The organism is Listeria welshimeri serovar 6b str. SLCC5334 (genome assembly GCF_000060285.1).
GTDB classification, from domain to species: Bacteria; Bacillota; Bacilli; order Lactobacillales; family Listeriaceae; genus Listeria; species Listeria welshimeri.
In genome coordinates, this window is sequence record NC_008555.1 from 628,372 (window position 1) to 646,485 (window position 18,114).

18 protein-coding genes and 1 tRNA gene are annotated in these 18,114 nt (G+C 34.9%); 15 read left to right on the forward strand and 4 right to left on the reverse strand.

Going from position 1 to position 18,114, the window contains the following annotated elements:
- The first annotated feature begins 8 nt into the window (after positions 1 to 8).
- From LWE_RS03020 to LWE_RS03030, 3 genes are all read left to right on the forward strand, one after another.
- A complete protein-coding gene (locus LWE_RS03020; RefSeq protein WP_011701435.1) occupies positions 9 to 749 on the forward strand; it encodes a sulfite exporter TauE/SafE family protein in 741 nt (246 codons plus the stop codon).
- A gap of 83 nt (positions 750 to 832) precedes the next feature.
- Positions 833 to 1,111 (forward strand): hypothetical protein, encoded by a 279-nt coding sequence (locus LWE_RS03025; protein WP_011701436.1) that lies wholly within the window; start codon positions 833 to 835, stop codon positions 1,109 to 1,111.
- Between the two features lie 15 nt (positions 1,112 to 1,126).
- Positions 1,127 to 1,396 (forward strand): DUF3116 family protein, encoded by a 270-nt coding sequence (locus LWE_RS03030; protein ID WP_011701437.1) that lies wholly within the window; start codon positions 1,127 to 1,129, stop codon positions 1,394 to 1,396.
- A 42-nt stretch (positions 1,397 to 1,438) separates the two neighbouring features.
- Here LWE_RS03030 and LWE_RS03035 read toward each other — a convergent pair whose 3' ends face one another.
- The 3 genes from LWE_RS03035 to LWE_RS03045 all read right to left on the reverse strand — a co-directional run bounded on the left by LWE_RS03035 (position 1,439) and on the right by LWE_RS03045 (position 4,396).
- Positions 1,439 to 1,900: a GNAT family N-acetyltransferase gene (locus tag LWE_RS03035; RefSeq protein WP_267650877.1), complete on the reverse strand. Its 462-nt coding sequence runs from the start codon at positions 1,898 to 1,900 to the stop codon at positions 1,439 to 1,441.
- Positions 1,901 to 1,926: 26 nt separating this feature from the next.
- Positions 1,927 to 2,622, reverse strand: coding sequence for an SGNH/GDSL hydrolase family protein (locus LWE_RS03040; RefSeq protein ID WP_011701439.1), 696 nt, complete (start codon positions 2,620 to 2,622; stop codon positions 1,927 to 1,929).
- 94 nt (positions 2,623 to 2,716) lie between these two features.
- Positions 2,717 to 4,396, reverse strand: a complete 1,680-nt coding sequence (locus LWE_RS03045) for a DUF6044 family protein (protein WP_011701440.1) — start codon at positions 4,394 to 4,396, stop codon at positions 2,717 to 2,719.
- 393 nt (positions 4,397 to 4,789) lie between these two features.
- Between LWE_RS03045 and LWE_RS03050 the strand changes: the two genes are divergently transcribed.
- The 9 genes from LWE_RS03050 (at position 4,790) to LWE_RS03090 (ending at position 13,774) form a co-directional block, all read left to right on the forward strand.
- Positions 4,790 to 6,820 carry a BglG family transcription antiterminator gene (locus LWE_RS03050; protein ID WP_011701441.1) on the forward strand — a complete coding sequence of 677 codons (2,031 nt, stop codon included), beginning with the start codon at positions 4,790 to 4,792 and terminating at the stop codon, positions 6,818 to 6,820.
- A gap of 1 nt (position 6,821) precedes the next feature.
- Positions 6,822 to 7,274 carry a PTS sugar transporter subunit IIA gene (locus tag LWE_RS03055; RefSeq protein ID WP_011701442.1) on the forward strand — a complete coding sequence of 151 codons (453 nt, stop codon included), beginning with the start codon at positions 6,822 to 6,824 and terminating at the stop codon, positions 7,272 to 7,274.
- Positions 7,275 to 8,336 (forward strand): PTS fructose transporter subunit EIIC, encoded by a 1,062-nt coding sequence (locus tag LWE_RS03060; RefSeq protein WP_011701443.1) that lies wholly within the window; start codon positions 7,275 to 7,277, stop codon positions 8,334 to 8,336.
- A 14-nt stretch (positions 8,337 to 8,350) separates the two neighbouring features.
- Entirely contained in the window at positions 8,351 to 8,659 is a 309-nt protein-coding gene (locus LWE_RS03065) for a PTS fructose-like transporter subunit IIB (protein WP_011701444.1), read from the forward strand.
- A gap of 21 nt (positions 8,660 to 8,680) precedes the next feature.
- On the forward strand, positions 8,681 to 9,949 hold the full coding sequence (locus LWE_RS03070; RefSeq protein WP_011701445.1) for a class II D-tagatose-bisphosphate aldolase non-catalytic subunit: 1,269 nt from the start codon (positions 8,681 to 8,683) through the stop codon (positions 9,947 to 9,949).
- An 89-nt stretch (positions 9,950 to 10,038) separates the two neighbouring features.
- On the forward strand, positions 10,039 to 10,743 hold the full coding sequence (locus LWE_RS03075) for an HAD family hydrolase (protein WP_011701446.1): 705 nt from the start codon (positions 10,039 to 10,041) through the stop codon (positions 10,741 to 10,743).
- 114 nt (positions 10,744 to 10,857) lie between these two features.
- Positions 10,858 to 11,274 carry an Rrf2 family transcriptional regulator gene (locus LWE_RS03080; RefSeq protein ID WP_011701447.1) on the forward strand — a complete coding sequence of 139 codons (417 nt, stop codon included), beginning with the start codon at positions 10,858 to 10,860 and terminating at the stop codon, positions 11,272 to 11,274.
- 12 nt (positions 11,275 to 11,286) lie between these two features.
- Positions 11,287 to 11,880 carry a class I SAM-dependent methyltransferase gene (locus tag LWE_RS03085; RefSeq protein ID WP_011701448.1) on the forward strand — a complete coding sequence of 198 codons (594 nt, stop codon included), beginning with the start codon at positions 11,287 to 11,289 and terminating at the stop codon, positions 11,878 to 11,880.
- Positions 11,881 to 12,865: 985 nt separating this feature from the next.
- Positions 12,866 to 13,774, forward strand: a complete 909-nt coding sequence (locus tag LWE_RS03090; protein WP_011701449.1) for an Abi family protein — start codon at positions 12,866 to 12,868, stop codon at positions 13,772 to 13,774.
- 445 nt (positions 13,775 to 14,219) lie between these two features.
- Here the strand turns inward: LWE_RS03090 and LWE_RS03095 are convergent.
- Positions 14,220 to 14,309, reverse strand: a tRNA-Ser gene (locus LWE_RS03095).
- An 84-nt stretch (positions 14,310 to 14,393) separates the two neighbouring features.
- On the opposite strand from LWE_RS03095, the gene LWE_RS03100 reads away from it, so the two are divergent.
- The 3 genes from LWE_RS03100 to LWE_RS03110 all read left to right on the forward strand — a co-directional run bounded on the left by LWE_RS03100 (position 14,394) and on the right by LWE_RS03110 (position 18,051).
- On the forward strand, positions 14,394 to 14,927 hold the full coding sequence (locus LWE_RS03100; RefSeq protein ID WP_011701450.1) for a DUF3267 domain-containing protein: 534 nt from the start codon (positions 14,394 to 14,396) through the stop codon (positions 14,925 to 14,927).
- 63 nt (positions 14,928 to 14,990) lie between these two features.
- Positions 14,991 to 15,908 carry an aldo/keto reductase gene (locus LWE_RS03105; RefSeq protein ID WP_011701451.1) on the forward strand — a complete coding sequence of 306 codons (918 nt, stop codon included), beginning with the start codon at positions 14,991 to 14,993 and terminating at the stop codon, positions 15,906 to 15,908.
- A 265-nt stretch (positions 15,909 to 16,173) separates the two neighbouring features.
- Positions 16,174 to 18,051, forward strand: coding sequence for a heavy metal translocating P-type ATPase (locus tag LWE_RS03110; RefSeq protein WP_011701452.1), 1,878 nt, complete (start codon positions 16,174 to 16,176; stop codon positions 18,049 to 18,051).
- The last annotated feature ends 63 nt before the right edge of the window (positions 18,052 to 18,114 follow it).

Consider the following 18,114-nt stretch of genomic DNA (forward strand, 5'->3'; position numbering starts at 1 on the left):
GAAGAAAGATGGATATCATAACATACTTTCTGATTGCACTGAGTACAAGTGTAGTTGGAAGTTTCCTAGGCATTGGCGGCGGAGTAATTCTTTTGCCGATTCTGTTATTAATGGGTATTTCTCAAGGAACAGCAGCTTTTAGTTCTGCCCTGACTGTTTTTACAATGGCAATTTTTACCTGTAGTATTTATTATAAACGGAAACAAGGGAATGTAGTGTTAGCACTAAAAATAGCTGTAACTAGTATTCCAACTACTTTTCTTGGGGCAATGGTTAACCAAATGTTGCCAGAATCGGTTTATCGTTTTATGTATGGGGCGTTAATAGTTACTTTATTGTTATTAATGTTTTGGAAGAAAAAGCGTAATAACGAAAAACCTCATTTTTTAAGTAAATATCGAATTATGCCTTATTTATTTGGAGTGATAATTGGGTTTTTAGCTGGGTTATTTGGAATTGGGGGCGGTCCAATTGTTATACCAATTTTATTACTCATTTTCATGCTAAATCAAAAAACTGCATCTGCGACATCAAGTTATGTGACGCTACTTACTTCGATGGCGAGTATTGGCTCATACGCGATTATTGGCGGTAGTGATTTTTCGATTGGTATTTATATGATACCAGGAGCTATACTAGGAGCTCTAATTGGAACAAGATTAAATAAACTGTTGGATGAAAAATGGATTGCTATTCTTTTCAACATTTTACTTGTAGCCCTTTTTGCCTTAAATTTAATTAAAATTTAACGATTTACAAGCTGCAAAAATTAGCTTGTTTTTTGTTGTGACGCAATTTTATGTTAAGCTTAGAGAGAGTAGGAGGGGTTATGATGAAAAGGAACTGGCAAGACTTTGTTGCATTTTTACTAACAATCCTAACTGTAACTTGGATAATTTTAACTTGGGGATTACATATTTCAGACATTGTACCAGGAGGAGAAAAAGGCATTTTCTACAAAATAATTCCGCTTTTTTTAGGAATAGTTTCAACGATTAGTGTCTTTTTTGTCAAAGAAAAATTAGTGAAGTGGATTTTGCTTGGTTTTAATATTTTATTACTCATTTTAATTTATTTCGTATATCATATTGGGGAAATAGGGATGTTGTAAGCGGGGGTGGATAAGATGGATAAGCCAACAGAAGCGGTAATCTATCAAATTTTATCTAAAACAGAAGAAAAAAATGCGACGATGGATCATTTGGTTTTTGAAATGATGCAATTTCCAGGAGCGCACGCATTTACGAAAAATGAATTGTTGTTTGGGGTTTACTGGTTAGAGACGTATCACTATATTTTTCGAAAAACAGAAAACCAAATTACAAGATATGTTCGAACAGCAAAAGGGCACGAAAAATTAGCGGAGTTAGAAATTTTAAAAGTAGAAAGAAAATAAAACGGTGTGAAATCCTTAAAATAAAGGAATTCACGCCGTTTTTTATAGATATTTTGCCATTGTGATATCAGTGCTTTCGAAGCCTACTTTGTTGTATAAACCTAACGCTGTTTTATTGTGAGCGAAAACATGGAGCTCGATTTTATTAATTTTCATTTCTTTGGCTAGTATATCTAAAGCTTCTAGAGTTTTCGTACCGAAGCCTTTGCCGCGAAATGCTTCAAAAATCACAAAATCATAAATAAAGGCATTTTTTCCTGTTTGTTTTTCGTCAACATGGAACCAGAGATAACCGATTTTTTGATCATTAAAAATGCTGTAAAGATACTCATTTGGGGTAGTAATCCCATCATAAAGTAATTTATTGAAGGAATTTTTGGAGTTTGCTAAAGCTTCTTCCGCTGCCCATGTGCCTGCTTCGACTTTGTCTTTGGCGTAATCTATAATTGCTACTGACAAAAAATCTTCTAAATCAGCATTTGTCATTTTTTGTAAATGTAGGATATGATTTCCTCCTTTTTGGGTTATGTTTAGTGGAAACTTGCGTATTGAATAAATTTGCGTGACATTTGGATATGTCCAGCTTCGTTTGGATGAATGCCATCTGCACATAGCAAATTTTCATAATGAAATTCGGAAAGGAAACTGTCGCGAATATCGATAATATGACTACCTGTTTCCGTAGCGATTCGCGAAATAGTATTGCTATACCTTTCTTGCCAGCGATAAATCATTTGTACATCGCCCCCTAAAAAGTGTAGAATTCGCTCTTTGCTCAGCCCATCTCGTGTAATGAAATCAAAATAACGTTTCGCATGAAGGGGAGGTAATGTCATTAAAATTGGCTTAATATCTAATTTTTTTAATCGAGCAATCATTTCAAGTAGTTGTGTTTCAAAAATATCAAGTGGTGTGCTAGGAATGTGTTCAGCTGTCGGGTTTTCAGATACTTCCGTCCAGTTAAAATCACAATCATTTCCGCCAAATTCAATGATGGCGATATCATTTGTTGCATCTTTTGCTAAGTCTTTTGTTAGAATTTCATGACCTTTTGTTATCGTACGACCCATTGTGGAATGATTTTGAAAAGTCAGGCCAAGTTTTTCAGATGCACGTTTAATGCAGTTGTTTTTAAGCAAAGTATAACGATTTTTCTCTGGATTGAAAAGAACGCCTTTCATAATACTATCGCCCCAAACACCAACTGACTGAATGGTTTTCTTCATAAATCATCACTCCTTTCATTAATCATACCACAAAAAAAGCGAAAGACGGGATTTGTTCCCCGAGAAAAAGGAGCAAAACCCTGTCTTTTGCTTTTTAATTTTTTACTTTGTATAAATAGATTTTCCAATAAGATTCTTTATTATTAAAGGCTTTTTCATATTTTAAGCCAACTTCAGATGCATTATCAATTGGTACTGCAGATAATAGATACTCGCCGCCAACTGCTTTAAAAGCTTCCGAATTAAAATCTAGCTGTTTAATATGTTTTTTGGAGTCTTTTCCGAAGTCATAGTTTTTCCCTAATTCAGCAGAAAATAAATAACAACGATTTCCCCAATTATCGTAATAATCTTTTAAAACTGGACTCTTATCTAATTCACCAGCAATAATTTTTCTGAAAGCTTTTTTATAAGCAAGTGGATAGGAATTAACATAGCCATCGACAGTATAAAAACCATTTTCTTGAGAAACGGACGGATGTAGTCCAATGCTACCAACGCGATAACTAGACTGCGGTTTACCGATATAATTTTTAATTTCTTCCATTTGTTCTGTAGCATAGAACTGATTAATGCTTGGTGACCCGTTCCCCGTACGATAATAAATCTCGGAATTATTAGAGAAAACGACGACCAGTTGGAGCACAATTGCTAGATAAGCTAATTTTTTCCACCAATTTCCTTTTTTGATTAAATATACGATTGCAAGTGCAAATAAACCATAGAACAAAAACGGCTGTAAAAAATGGAATCGTGAAAAATTAAAGGTCCGCATAATTTCCACATGTTCCTTCACTATATTCCAGCCATCAAACCACCAAAAACCATACCAAAATGATAAAAATAAATTAAAGCCAAACAACCATAAAAATAGTTTTTCTTTAGCCCATTCTTTTTTTAGGATGATTAGAATAAGTACTAGAAGTAATATTGGTAAAATCACGTATCCCGCAAGCGCCTGATCATGAGTATGTCCATTTACAAAGTTTTTTAAGCTGAGTTTAATTGAACTATAGAAGGACAAATGATGTAGCCCAAATTCACTTCTAGAATCCGGTTCTGGGTGAAGGAACATAGCGTAAATAAATCGATAATTTACGAGCATATAAAGCAAACCCATATAAATCATACTTAATAAAAATCGAATATTTACTTGTTTTTTCTTGAAAACATCATACAACCAAATACATCCAACCATTACCAAAAAGAAGCAAAACCCTAATATTAAACTAGAATAAAACGGAAGCAGTGTTAGTATGACTACATTCCAGGTACGCCGCTTATGATTCCTAATGTTCAAAAATGCCCATAAAGCAAGGGGCATACCAAGCGTACTAAGCATGCCTGATGGCCAAAATGGTGTCAGCGCAAAAGCTAAGGAAATAAAATAAAGTGGCACATGATATTTTTTATCTTTAATAAGATAATCTCTTGCCCATAAAAATAATCCTAAAAATGCAAATACGCGAGTAATCAATTGGCTCATTGCAAAGGCTAAAGGTGTACTAAAAATAATATATAGCCAGTCAATTCCAACAAACTCCGAATCAAAAGAATCACGCGGGACACTATCATTCATTATTTGATCGATATTGGCTGTACCGACTTTTGCGGTGTAATCGCCGCTATCCAAAACCATTTTGTACCAAGTCACATTGGAATCTAAATTATCATGGATTCTCACATGACTATTCCCGCCAAGAATAAACAATGGAGCGACATAAATTACCAATAATAATACTGCCATAATCAGCCACTTATGCTTTTTCCACATATTTCTCCTCCTTTATTTTCTCTACTATGTATGTACCCGAGAAAACTATTTTCAATTATACCAAAAATAACGTGTCTTTTTCATCCGCCAAATTAATTTATATCCTTTTATTTGAAAGGTATGACTAAACCGCCACATTAAATCACTTATAAAAATAATAGCTTTAATATAAAACAAGTGAATAGTTCTTTTTACCAGACGTTATAATAAAACAGTGAACTATTTAACATTTTTAGTTCGATTTTTAGAAAGGAAAATCATTAGACTTGTAGTTTTTGTAAAAATTTATTTCGTATTATGTAAATTGTGGAAGTGCTTACACGGCGGTAACATGGAGTTAGGAGCAAGCCTTCTAAATCATTTTATCGCAACTAGTATAAAGAGGTGATAGAGATGTTAAGTGGCAGAATGATATTAATCATCAAGTATTTAGAAGGCAGAAGTGAATCAAGTATTCGTGATATTAGTAAAAAGCTCGAAATATCTGAGCGAAAAGTAAGGTATGATATCGACAATATTAATGATGCACTTACGCTTAATCAATTAGAACCAATTCTGAAGGAGGGAAAAGGGAGATTAGTTATACCAGCTGATTTGGCCAAATTAGCGCTAGAGGAAAAAGAAGCTTATATTTTTGCTCCACAAGAAAGAATCAATATTTTGAAGTATTTGCTATTTTTTAATATTAAAAAGGTGAACTTGGAACATTTAAGTAAGTGGATGTATGTTTCGCGAACCACGATAAAAAAAGACTTATTGCTGATTGAAGATCATTTACAAAAGTCGAATCTCCAATTGGTTTATAAACAAGGCTATAGATTAACTGGTAATGAAAACGCTCTCTTGAATGAGCGTGTCCGGATTTCGCGTGATTATATTGATTTTATCCAAAATGAAGACACAGAAACAAACTTTTATAAGAAATGTATGTTAAGTGAAATGAAAGTGTCGCTTAAAAATATTGATATGAATGGCGTGAATAAGTGGTCTAAGCAACTTTTGAAACAAATGGGTTGGATTTTAAATGATGAATCGTATTACTGGTATTTAGCGAATATTTTAGTCTTTTGTTGGTATATAAAAAACGATGTAGCTAATCCACTCAAAGACGCAAAGCTTGTACTGCCGATTTTTAATTCTCAGTTAATTCAAGGTATAGAAGTGATTTTGGATTATGAGCTTAGTCAGGAACAATTAAATATTCTAGTTGGATTCGTTTTCTTCACGAATAAGTATGCAAGCTTGAATGAAGAAATGGACTTGATTACAACAGAAACCTTAGTAAATTCATTGATTAATTCCATGAGCGAAGAACTTAATTTACCTTTTTTAGAAGATGCGATTTTGTATAAAGGATTACTCAACCATGTTGCGCCGCTTATAGAGCGAGTGAGAGGGAATGTGCAGATTTATGAAGATACCTTTGATGTTATTCCAACAGAATTTCTCTATATTTTACAAGCAACAAGCAAGGTGGTTAAAACTATTCCGTTACTGGAAAGTGTCGAAAATGAGAGCGAAATATCTTTGTTGGCGATTCATTTTTTAGCGAGTATCCAGCGTAATCAGCGTGAGGAGAAATTGCATATACTGCTTGTTTGTGGTCTAGGATACGGGGCAATTGCAATGATGAAAGATACGTTAAACAGCGAGTATCAAATCGCTTTTGTTGCAACTATTCCTGAATATATGTTAAAAGATTTCACTGCTTGGGAAGAAGTTGATTTAGTCATTACAACAGCGAAAGTGACGATACCTTTACCAAAGCCAACTGTCAAAGTAAGTCCCGTTTTAAAAGAATGTGATTTAGTGGAGTTGGAGAAGCAAGGTTTAAAAAAGAAGAATATTTTGACAAGTTATTTTGCGATTAATAAACGACTCAGCTTTCTTGACAGTGCCGTAAAGCAACAAGTGGTTAGTATTATTAAAGAAGAGCTTGGTTATGGGCATGTTAGTATTCCGAATCGAAAGTTAGGACTCAGTGATTTAATTGGAACTGACGCAATTCAGATTACAGCAGAGCATTTAACATGGCAAGACGCGATTCAGCAGGCAACGAAGCTACTATCTGATAATCATTTCGTTCTCCCGGCATATGCAGAGAATATCAAACAAATTCAAGAAGAGTTAGGTTTCTATTCAGTGAAAGATGAGGAGTTCGCTCTATTTCACGGCAATGATAGTAATTTGGTTCAAATGAATAGCATGGCACTTTTAATTAACAAACAGCCGGTTATATTTGGAGAGAAGCAAGCCAAAGTCATTTTTATTCTCGCCAGTAAAGATAAAAAAGAGCAAATTCCAGCAATTATCACATTAACTAAAATGACCTATCAAACAGATTTTATTTCCAAATTAGAACAAGCAAAAAATCCAATTGATGCTGATAGAATTATAAAAAAATATGAAGAGGAGGTTAGATGATATGGGCGTGAAAATCGACTTCTTGTCTATTTCAAACATGGATTTAAATACTAAAGAAGAGGCGATTCTACAATTAGTTAATGTGTTAGAAAAAGCTGATTATTTGGCAGATAAATCCCTTTTTGAACAAGCTATATTAGAACGCGAAAGAACGTTATCCACATATATTGGGCACGAAATCGGCTTGCCTCATGCCCAAAGTAGTGGCGTAAAAGAACCCTGTGTCGTTGTTGGGAAATTAAGCAAACCAGTAAAGTGGACCACAGAGAATGAATATGTTCAAATTGTGTTTTTAATTGCTGTACCAGAAGATAACCAAAATAATTTACATTTAAAAGTACTGTCGAACCTTGCAAGATTATTAATGCATGAAGATTTCCGAATGAAATTAAGTGAGTTAGACGACACTGCAACAGTGGCACTATTAAACAAAAGTGTGAAGGAGGATAACTAAATGAGAACACTTAAGTTTTTGCAAAAGCATTTGATGACAGCCACTTCTTATATGATTCCATTTGTGGTAGCTGGAGGGATTTTATTTGCACTATCTGTTATGTTGAGCGGACAAGCCGCAGTACCTGACGCGGGGTGGTTAGCAAAATTAAACCAAATTGGTGCAGCTGGTCTCGCCCTTTTTATTCCGATTCTTGGTGGTTACATAGCATTTAGTATGGCGGATAAGCCAGGTCTTGCACCTGGGATGATTGGCGCATATTTAGCAAACGAAATTGGTGCTGGATTTATCGGTGGGATTATCGCTGGTTTCTTAGCTGGTTTTGTCGTAATTCAATTAAAGAAAATTAAATTAGCTCCATCTATGAGAACACTCGGATCAATTTTTATTTATCCATTACTTGGGACTTTAATTACAGGTGGAATTATCGTCTTCCTCATTGGAGAACCAATCTCAGGTTTTATGGACTGGATGACAAATGCACTAAATAGTTTATCTGGCGCTGCAAAAGTTCCACTAGGGGCACTTCTTGGTGCAATGATTTCGTTTGATATGGGTGGCCCTGTAAATAAAGTAGCAGCGACATTTGCGCAAACTCAAGTGGACACACTCCCTTATTTAATGGGTGGGGTTGGAGTAGCGATTTGTGTACCACCAATAGGACTTGGAGTAGCAACTCTTCTGTTTCCTAAAAAATTTACTCGTGTGGAAAAAGATTCTGGAATTGCGGCACTTTTGATGGGAAGCGTTGGTATCACGGAAGGAGCCATTCCTTTTGCAACAGCTGATCCATTACGAGTTATCCCTTCGATTATGGTTGGTTCGATTGTAGGTAACGTTTCGGCTTTCTTATTCGGTTGTTTAAACCATGCGCCTTGGGGTGGATTAATCGTTTTACCTGTGGTCGATAACCGAATTGGCTATGTTGCTTCTATTGCGCTTGGAGCTGTTGTGACGGCAATTATGCTCCGGATTTTGAAGAAAGATGCCACAGAGCTTGACGAGGCACTGGAAGAAGGGCAAGACATCGATGATTTAGATATTAATTTTGAAGATATTTAGAAAGGATGATAATAATGAAAATTGTAGCAGTAACTTCCTGCCCAAGCGGTGTGGCGCATACGTATATGTCGGCAGAATCACTTGAACTCTCCGCTAAAAAAATGGGTGTCACGATTAAAGTAGAAACGCAAGGCTCCTCTGGCATCGAAAATAAATTAACTGTTAAAGAAATCGAAGAAGCGGATTGCGTCATTATCACAAATGATGTCGAAATAAGAGAAAGCCAACGATTTAAAGGAAAAAAAGTGGTTAAAATGAGCGTTTCAGAAATCATAAAAAAATCAGATACGTTAATTAAAAAATTACAAACAATGTTCGAATAAAATTTTAGGAGGAATAATTAATTGAAATTACCAATTAAAAAAGCAGTAGAAGCACTTTTGAAATTACAAACAACCGGTGATAGCGCAACTCTTATTGGGGTCGGTCCAATGTCACGCAATCTCTTACAAGCAAGTTTTGAATTAGCAAAGGAAGATGATTATCCATTAATGTTTATAGCAAGCCGAAATCAAGTGGATGCAGATGAACTTGGTGGTGGATATGTTAACGGTTGGAATCAATTTAGTTTTATTGAAGCAATTAAAGAAGTGGCAAATGAAGTAGAATTTGATGGGCTATATTATGTTTGTCGTGATCACGGAGGTCCTTGGCAACGAGATCAAGAGCGAAATGATCACTTACCAACAGAAAAAGCAATGGAGTTAGGGAAGCAGTCCTATGTAGCGGATATTGAAGCCGGTTTTGACTTACTAATGATTGACCCAACTAAAGATCCTTTTGAAGTAGGAAAAGTTATTCCACTGGAAACTGTACTGGAAAGAACGGTTGATTTAATTGCATTTTGTGAAACAGAACGAAAAAAACGTGGTTTGCCTGAAATCGGCTATGAAGTGGGAACGGAAGAAACAAATGGCGGACTAACTTCAACAGAAACCTATGAAAAATTTATTACACAATTAAAAGTGGAGCTAGAAAAACGTGATTTACCATTACCGACTTTCATTGTTGGACAAACAGGTACATTAACTCGTAAAACAGAGCAAGTAGGTCACTTTAATTTTAAAAATGCTTATGATTTAGCACAGATGGCTAAAAAATATGGTGTCGGTTTGAAAGAGCACAATGGCGATTATCTCGATGACGTGACACTTTTAGAACATATTCCATCTGAAATAACAGCAACCAACGTAGCCCCACAATACGGAACAGAAGAGACTCGCGCGTACTTGAAACTAGTTGAGTTAGAGCAAAAATTAGTAGAAAATGGCTTAATTAAAACACCTTCTAACGCACGTGAAGTTTTACTAATTCAATCAATTAAAAGTGAACGCTGGCGTAAATGGATGTTAGATGGTCAAAAAGATATCACCATCAATGAAATTATGCAAGATGATGAATTATCACTTGAAATCCTAGATATCGCAGGCCATTACACATTCAATGATGCCATTGTTAAAAAAGAAATCAATACATTATATGCCAACTTAGCTGCGAACAATATTGATGGGAAACGCTTTGTTATTGATCATATCAAACGCCCTATCCGTAACTACTCCGAATGCTACAACCTAAAAGGCGCAACTACTAGAATCAAACAATTAGCTAAATAACAAGGAGAGTCTAGGCAAAGTGCTTAGGCTCTTCCTACTTTTCCGATTTAATGGTAGAGTAAAAGTAGTGAATTTTGCAGGAGGAAATGATGATTAACTTAATCTTTGATATTGATGACACAGTCTATGACCAACTAAAACCATTTGAAGAAGCGTTTAAAACTGTTTTTGAAAAAGCAGACCATCTGAAAATTGAAAATTTATATATTAAAAGTCGATTTTATAGTGATGAAGTGTATCACCGTGTTGTTCGAGGAGAAATGCCCAAAGCCGAAATGCACATTTACCGAATTACGCAAGCATTAAACGATTTTGATTATCAAATTACGAAAAAAGAAGCAGAAGCATTTCAACAAGCTTACGAACAAAACCAGCGAAAAATTGAACTTTCATCCGGAATAAAAGAAATCCTCACTTGGGCTAAAAAGAACGATATAATGATGGGAATTATTACAAATGGGCCTAAAGAACATCAACAACATAAAATAAATGATTTACAAATAAACGACTATATTCCAGCCGAACATACTTTTATTTCTGGTGGAGTAGGTATCGAAAAACCAGACAAGAAAATATTTAAGCTAGTAGAGGAACAAATCGGTATTAATAGCGCGGAAACATACTATATTGGTGATTCTTTCGAAAATGATGTTATCGGTTCGAAAAGCGCAGGATGGAACGCCATTTGGTTAAATAGGCGAGGGCATTTGGAGCCGGAAAAGGCAGCTTTTCATCCGGATTATTGCGTCCCTAATGAGCGTAAACTATTTGCTTTATTGCAAGATTTATTTTAAATTTAAAACCTTTTCTTATTCTTTAGGGGAAGGTTTTTTATTATTATAAATTGACAAATAGTTTATATAAAGATATTATAGATATATTGAGTCTTTAATAATGGAGGTGCATGGATGAAATTTTCTAAAGCAACCAATTATGCGTTACATACGATGGTTTATCTAGCAAATTTATCACCAGAAAAATCTGTTGGTGTGAAAGAACTTGCGACAAAACAAAATGTGTCACCGACCTATTTATCCAAAGTGTTAACGATGCTTGTGAAGGCGGGTTTTGTTGAGTCAGTGACAGGAGTAAATGGTGGTTATAAGTTAGCGGAACCTGCGAGTAGTATTAGTTTTCTAGATGTCATTCAAGCAATCGAAGGAAAGGGAGCTTTCTTTCATTGTGACCCTAAAAACCATAGCGAAAGTAAGCCACACTGCTTAATTGGCGAAGTAATGAACAATGCAGAGCAACAAATGGAAGATTATTTAAGCAAGCAAACAGTAGGCAGTATTGTCGTAGAAATAAAAAAACATCAACATTAAAGGAGTGCTAATATGAATCATCATCATAATCATCACGGGGAAGCTGGTTTTAAGCGGAAAGTAGATTATTTGGATCGACCAGAGCGGAGCGAAGTGCTCTCACCAGAAGGTTTTTTGACATCAATACCGATCGAAAAAACAGCAAGTATTTTAGATTTAGGAGCGGGAACGGGGTTTTTAACAATTCCAGCTGCGAAATTGGTCGATAATACAGTTTTTGCATTAGATTTAGATGCGGAAATGTTGAAGTTAATTGAGGAGAAAGCGAAGGAAGCAGAGTTGGCAAATGTACAAACATTAGAAGCGAGTATGGAGGCTATCCCACTTGAAGCCAGTTCAGTGGATGTTGTGCTTGCATCGCTCGTGCTACATGAAGCGAGTTCGCTTGAGAATGTTTTGAGCGATGTGAGTAGAGTTGTGAAAACTGACGGCTACTTTGCTTGTGTGGAGTTTGATACGAAAGGCACAGATTTGAAAGGTCCACCAATGGAAATTCAAATTTCAGCGGTGAAATTGAGGGAAGAACTTGCTCGATTTGGGTTTGAAGTGGTGAAGAATTGGCAGCTGGATGAGGGGATGTATGTGAGTATTGTGGTGAAGAAGTAATACGAACTTATACTTAATAGCCAATTAATACAATGTACAAAGAGAGTAGGTGTTTAATCCTGCTCTTTTTGTACATCATTCCACTAGGTGTCAATTACACGGGAATTAGTTTTCTACACATGACGGAGTTCAATGCTTACTGCTATTAGAACTAATTTTAGTAGATTTTTTCTTGCCATTTTAGCGGATTTCAATCATCATGAGAGCATGCTGAAAGCTGAAGTTCCGTGGTGAAGTCATGGAACTTCTATTATCCAAAATACCATAATACCATGACCTTACAACATGCTAAATGCAAGTAATCTCTTGAAATGCGTTTTGATTAAATTTGTTATAGTTTCTTTATAACGCAATAGCATATTTGGATTTCCCAAAAATTTATTGGACAAATAGTTGGACTTGTTCATCAAGCGTTTGTTTTTTCAGGCGAATATGTTTCTAAAACTTTTTGCTTAACCGTTACACCTTGAAACAACTCAACTTTTTACTCTAACATAATTTGTTCTATACAGCAGTATTTTTGAGAGGACACGATCCAACAATGGCTAAAGTAGCAATTCTCAAATAAGTATTATTAGTTATCACTTGGGAAATTTCTAATGAGCTAAAATTAACAACAAGTTACGGAATCATAAATTATGATGGGACAGCAGATTGAATCCAACATTATTAGTGAAAGTGAAGTAGATAAACTGCATACATAAATCAGCAAATAATTCTAATACACCGAAATTTCTAAGGGGAAACACTAGTACAATGTGCTTTATACGACTTTGTAAATTTCGCAGAGAAATACAAAAAGTACGGAAAGCTTCCAGTTGATATTATTTTATTATTATAGGTATGAGAGAAGACTGGATAGCTTATTTGAAAACAAAATTTGGTTACTTTCTTCTTGCAAGATTAGGTTTGCTGTCCACGATTTTTAAGGGGATTGTTTTTATGTTATAATACCTTTATCACAATATAAAAGGACGATGCATAAGTGGAAAATATAAAAAAAAAGAAGTTACTTACTTATGATGAACTTATTGAGAAGATGAATGTTAAAGGCATAAAATTTAATATTATTAACGAAACAGAAGCAATTGAAATATTGAAGGAAAATAATTATTTTTATAAACTCGGCTCTTATAGGAAAAACTATGAGAAAGACCCTACTGGTAAATATAAGAATCTAGAGTTTGCATATTTATCTGATTTAGCTATTTTGGATATGAGATTAAGATATATATTATTGGAAATGTGTCTAGATATTGAGCACTCTATTAAAACTAAAATATTAAAAAATATTACTTTGGATAAAATAGAGGATGGATATGGTATAGTAAAATCATTTTTTGCAGTTGATAGCAATAGGAAAAGACGACTTTTTGAAAAAGAAATGTTCTTTAACCAAGACGGAACTCAAATATATACTGAAATATATACAAAATACTATGAAGAAACACCTGTATGGGTCGCATTAGAGTTAATGAGCTATGGTAGTTTTACTATGTTCGTTGAATACTATTATGCTAATGTGTTTTTCAATAAAGAAAATTTTAAAATGGCAAATGAATTATTAAAATTTGCTAAGAATATAAGGAATAAAGCAGCTCATAGCACCCCGTTGATTTTGGGGATAAAGCAAGGAAGGACTAACAATTTATTTTTAAAAGCTAATAACATATATCTTAGCCCCAATCAACTTAGAGTTAAAAGAATACATGATATATTTGCTGTTGTTCTCTTACACAAAAAATATTGTAGTACTGGTGTACAAGACAATAAAAAAGAAGTTTTTAGAGAGTTTGTTAAGAGATGTGATAGAAATAAAGAATTTTATAAACAAAATAATGATATCAAAAGGTTTTTTTCGGCGTTGCGTTTAATAGTTGACAAAGTATACTAGCATTGATATTATTTAAACAAGGAACAAGGTTTTAAACCTTGGCATTTTAATTGTACGCAGTTAAAATGTTTATAAGTGCTAAAAGGATGCTGATTATCGGCATCCTTTTATTGTGAAATAGCAAAACTTACAATGGAAGTATATCTGTACAAACAGAGGGTTGTTTATTTTACATTCGTGATGAATATAATGTTAGTGGTTGCTTCAAGTCGATTGAATCAGAATAATTCCTGTGTACGAATTTTATAGACCCACAATAAGTAAAATATATTGATATTTCTGCATAAAATAAAGAGGAGTATAATATTATGCCTTGTGGCAAATCCGTGGCAAAACTTTTCTCATATATACTGAGTTAAACAGAAAGTAAAAAGGTTATCAATTATAATAGGGCTATAAATAGATCTATTATAATTGATAACCTTTTCTAATTAAATACAAAAAACGGAGAAACGGGGATTCGAACCCCGGCGCGGCATACACCGCCTAACAGATTTCGAGTCTGTCCCCTTCAGCCGGACTTGGGTATTTCTCCACTGTGACATAGAATGCCGACAAGAAGTATTGTATAATAAAATTAGTTAAAATACCAGCGTTTTTTATCAAAGGAGGAGCATACTTGGAAAGAAAATTAATAGAGGAAATAAATTTACTTGAAAGTAAAAAGCTAATTATAAATTTGAATATTGTTGCCATTGTTATTGTGCTTGTATTAACCGTTTTAGGGTTGGCTTTTTCAGGAGGTTTTGAAATTGCAAATGGCTTTGAGGGAGTGATCTGGCTGTGTTTGGGTTATTTGCTATCCCTTGTTATTCATGAGGGTGTTCATGGAATTTTCTTTAAAGCATTTCATCCAGAAGGAAAAGTGAAATTTGGCTTTAAAAATGGAATGGCTTATGCGACAAGTCCGGGATCATTTTATACAAAATCGCAATTCTTTATTATTTCGATTGCGCCATTTATTGTTCTTACAGGTTTATTCATTTTCTTACGTTTTCTCGGGGTGAATGAAGCGGTCATCTATTTGATTTTTGCACTACATACTTCAGGTTGTGTGGGCGATTTTTATTATTGTATTTTGTTGCTTAATCGTCCGACTGGAATTCTTGTAGAAGATACCGAAAAAGGGATTAATTTTTATTCAGAAGGTTAAGCTTGGTAACGATTACAACAAAGTGTTAGAATAAGGATATACTTTTCGAAAGAGGTGCTTGATTTGAAACGAATAACAATTGGTAACAGCGCTTTAACAGCTTCAGAAATTTCGCTTGGATGTATGAGAATGGCGGATCTTAGTAAAGAGGATGCAAATAAAGTAATTAACACAGCACTTGAAAACGGTATTGATTTTTTTGATCACGCAGATATTTATGGTGGCGGTAAATCAGAAGAAGTCTTTGCTGATGCAATTGATATGAACGCAACGATTCGTGAAAAAATGATTCTTCAATCAAAATGTGGGATTCGTCAAGGATTCTTTGATTTTTCAAAAGAGCATATTATTTCTTCTGTAGAAGGTAGCTTAAAGCGCCTAAAAACAGATTATTTAGATACACTATTACTTCATCGTCCGGATACACTTTTTGAACCAGAAGAAGTAGCAGCTGCTTTCACAGAGCTAGAAAAAAGTGGAAAAGTTCGTCATTTTGGTGTAAGTAATCAAAATCCAGGTCAAATCGAGCTACTAAAAAAATACGTAGACCAAGAATTAATTGCCAACCAACTACAATTTAGCATTATGCACACAGGAATGATTGATACTGGTTTTAACGTAAATATGACGATTGATCCTTCGCTTGATCGTGATGGTGGTATTTTAGAATATAGTCGCTTAAATAATATGACTATCCAAGCATGGTCCCCGTTCCAATATGGTTTCTTTGAAGGGGTATTCTTAGATAACGATAAATTCCCTGAATTAAATAAAACAATCGATAAAATAGCTGCTGATAAAGGTGTAACCAATTCAGCAATTGCTGTGGCGTGGATTCAGCGCCATCCAGCTAGCTTCCAAACAGTTGTTGGTACAATGAATCCGGGAAGAATTGCAGACATCGCAAAAGCTTCTGATGTAACACTTAGCCGTGAAGAATGGTATGAAATTTACCGTGCGGCTGGAAATCAATTACCTTAATAGGAATAGACACTTGGGCATGTTGCTCAAGTGTTTTTTTATGTAATCGAATGATACTGAATTTCATTCTCAATTAGATATTAATTTTATCAATTAGTTTGAAAAGGTTTTTGAAAAGTGCTATAATAACAAGTGAATTAGAAAGAGCTAATTTTATTCTTAATTATAATAATTATTGTTTAATCTGTTTTTCGCATTTGCGAGAGCAGATTTTTGTGTTTTTTAGAGTAATGGGAATCATTATCATTTGGAGAGGATGAGTAGGATGAAAGAATGGATGAAACGGAATTGGCAATTTGTAACGACTGGTATTAGTGGGATTTTAATTATTGTAGGGTGGTTAGTCGGCAATGAAGTCGGTGATTTTTGGACTGCAGTAATTTTTCTGAGTGCGTTTGTTATCGGTGGTTTTGAACAAGCCAAAGAAGGAATTCAAGCAACTATTAAAACGAAAAAGTTAAATGTAGAACTATTGATGATTTTAGCGGCTACAGGTGCTTCAATCATCGGTTATTGGTTTGAAGGTGCCATACTAATCTTTATTTTTTCCGTTAGTGGGGCTTTAGAGACGTATACAACAAATAAAAGTAAACGCGAAATTACGAAATTGATGGCGTTTCAACCAGAGCGAGCATTTCTTTTACTACCAAATGGAGATTTAAAAGAAATTGCTGCAAAAGATTTACAATTGGATGATATGGTATTAGTTCGACCCGGAGAAAGTGTGCCAATAGATGGGGTTATTGTTCGTGGTTCGACAACTTTAAACGAAGCGGCAATTAATGGCGAATCAGTGCCTGCCATGAAATCTGCTGGTTCGGAAGTGTTTGGTGGAACAGTCAATGTAAGTAGTGCTATTACGGTTAAAGTAACTCAAACTTTCGATAATACGATTTTCAGTAAGATTATTCGGTTAGTAGAAACAGCTCAAAGCGAACCTTCCAAAACAGCGCGTTTTATTGAACGGTTTGAAGATGCTTATGTCAAAGCAGTGTTGTTGTTTGTTTTAGTAATGATGTTTTTACCACATTTTGCGCTAGGATGGTCTTGGAATGAGACTTTTTATCGGGCGATGGTTTTATTAACGGTTGCTTCTCCGTGTGCATTAGTGGCATCAGTGACTCCTGCGACATTAGCGGCAATTTCTAATGGTGCACGCCATGGTATTTTATTTAAAGGCGGTGTACACTTAGAAAATTTGCGTGGTATAAAGGCGATCGCATTTGATAAAACAGGGACTCTAACAAATGGAACTCCAGTTTTAACAGATCGATTGTTTGCAGAAAATGTTGATAAACAGGAAATAATAAATATGGTTGTGGCATTAGAACGGCAATCTTTACATCCATTGGCTGCGGCAATTACACAAGATTTGGATGCAGAAGTAACGAAAAATATAACAGAAATAGAAATAACAGACGTCCCTGGTTGGGGAGTGCAAGCGGATTATAAAGGAGAGATATGGCAAGTTGGTAAAGCTGGTTTTGTTGGAACAGAGAGCGCTAGAGAGTTTTTGAGTGGTGCCTTTGAGAAACTTGCTAGTGAAGGGAAAACCGTTGTCTATGTTGCTAAATCGGGTGTTGTATTAGCGATGTTTGCACTTAAAGATACCTGCAGACCTGAAGCGATGCGCACAATTAAAGCTCTTCAAGCAAAAGGAATTAAAACTATTATGGTAACGGGTGATAATGAACAAACTGGTGCAGCAATACAAGCCGAATTAGGCATGGATCAAGTAGTTTCTGGATGTTTGCCTGAGAAAAAAGTAGATGTGATAAAAGAATTATCGGTATCATATGGAAGTGTAGCGATGGTTGGTGATGGAATTAATGATGCACCCGCTCTTGCGCATGCGGCGGTTGGTATTGCCATGGGAAAAGGGACGGATATCGCAATGGAAACAGCAGATGTCGTCTTAATGAAAAATGATTTAGAAAAAATTCCATATGCCTTCGCACTTTCCAAACGACTTTACTGGATTAGCTGGCAAAATATTTGTTTTGCAATAGCAGTAATATTGGTTCTAATAACGGCTAATGTCTTCCAACTGATTAATTTGCCATTTGGGGTAGTTGGTCATGAAGGAAGTACCATACTAGTCATTCTAAATGGATTAAGATTGCTTAAATCTAATCAAAGGTAGTGATTTATTTGACTGTTCATCTATTCCTAGTCTAAGATAGATGGGCAGTTTCTTTTTGAAAAA

Excerpts from the sequence above, each read along its gene's own strand:
- LWE_RS03020 (WP_011701435.1), top strand. The coding sequence starts at position 9 with ATGGATATCATAACATACTTTCTGATTGCACTGAGTACAAGTGTAGTT.
- LWE_RS03025 (WP_011701436.1), top strand. The coding sequence starts at position 833 with ATGAAAAGGAACTGGCAAGACTTTGTTGCATTTTTACTAACAATCCTA.
- LWE_RS03030 (WP_011701437.1), top strand. The coding sequence starts at position 1,127 with ATGGATAAGCCAACAGAAGCGGTAATCTATCAAATTTTATCTAAAACA.
- LWE_RS03040 (WP_011701439.1), bottom strand. The coding sequence starts at position 2,622 with ATGAAGAAAACCATTCAGTCAGTTGGTGTTTGGGGCGATAGTATTATG.
- LWE_RS03045 (WP_011701440.1), bottom strand. The coding sequence starts at position 4,396 with ATGTGGAAAAAGCATAAGTGGCTGATTATGGCAGTATTATTATTGGTA.
- LWE_RS03050 (WP_011701441.1), top strand. The coding sequence starts at position 4,790 with ATGTTAAGTGGCAGAATGATATTAATCATCAAGTATTTAGAAGGCAGA.
- LWE_RS03055 (WP_011701442.1), top strand. The coding sequence starts at position 6,822 with ATGGGCGTGAAAATCGACTTCTTGTCTATTTCAAACATGGATTTAAAT.
- LWE_RS03060 (WP_011701443.1), top strand. The coding sequence starts at position 7,275 with ATGAGAACACTTAAGTTTTTGCAAAAGCATTTGATGACAGCCACTTCT.
- LWE_RS03065 (WP_011701444.1), top strand. The coding sequence starts at position 8,351 with ATGAAAATTGTAGCAGTAACTTCCTGCCCAAGCGGTGTGGCGCATACG.
- LWE_RS03075 (WP_011701446.1), top strand. The coding sequence starts at position 10,039 with ATGATTAACTTAATCTTTGATATTGATGACACAGTCTATGACCAACTA.
- LWE_RS03080 (WP_011701447.1), top strand. The coding sequence starts at position 10,858 with ATGAAATTTTCTAAAGCAACCAATTATGCGTTACATACGATGGTTTAT.
- LWE_RS03085 (WP_011701448.1), top strand. The coding sequence starts at position 11,287 with ATGAATCATCATCATAATCATCACGGGGAAGCTGGTTTTAAGCGGAAA.
- LWE_RS03110 (WP_011701452.1), top strand. The coding sequence starts at position 16,174 with ATGAAAGAATGGATGAAACGGAATTGGCAATTTGTAACGACTGGTATT.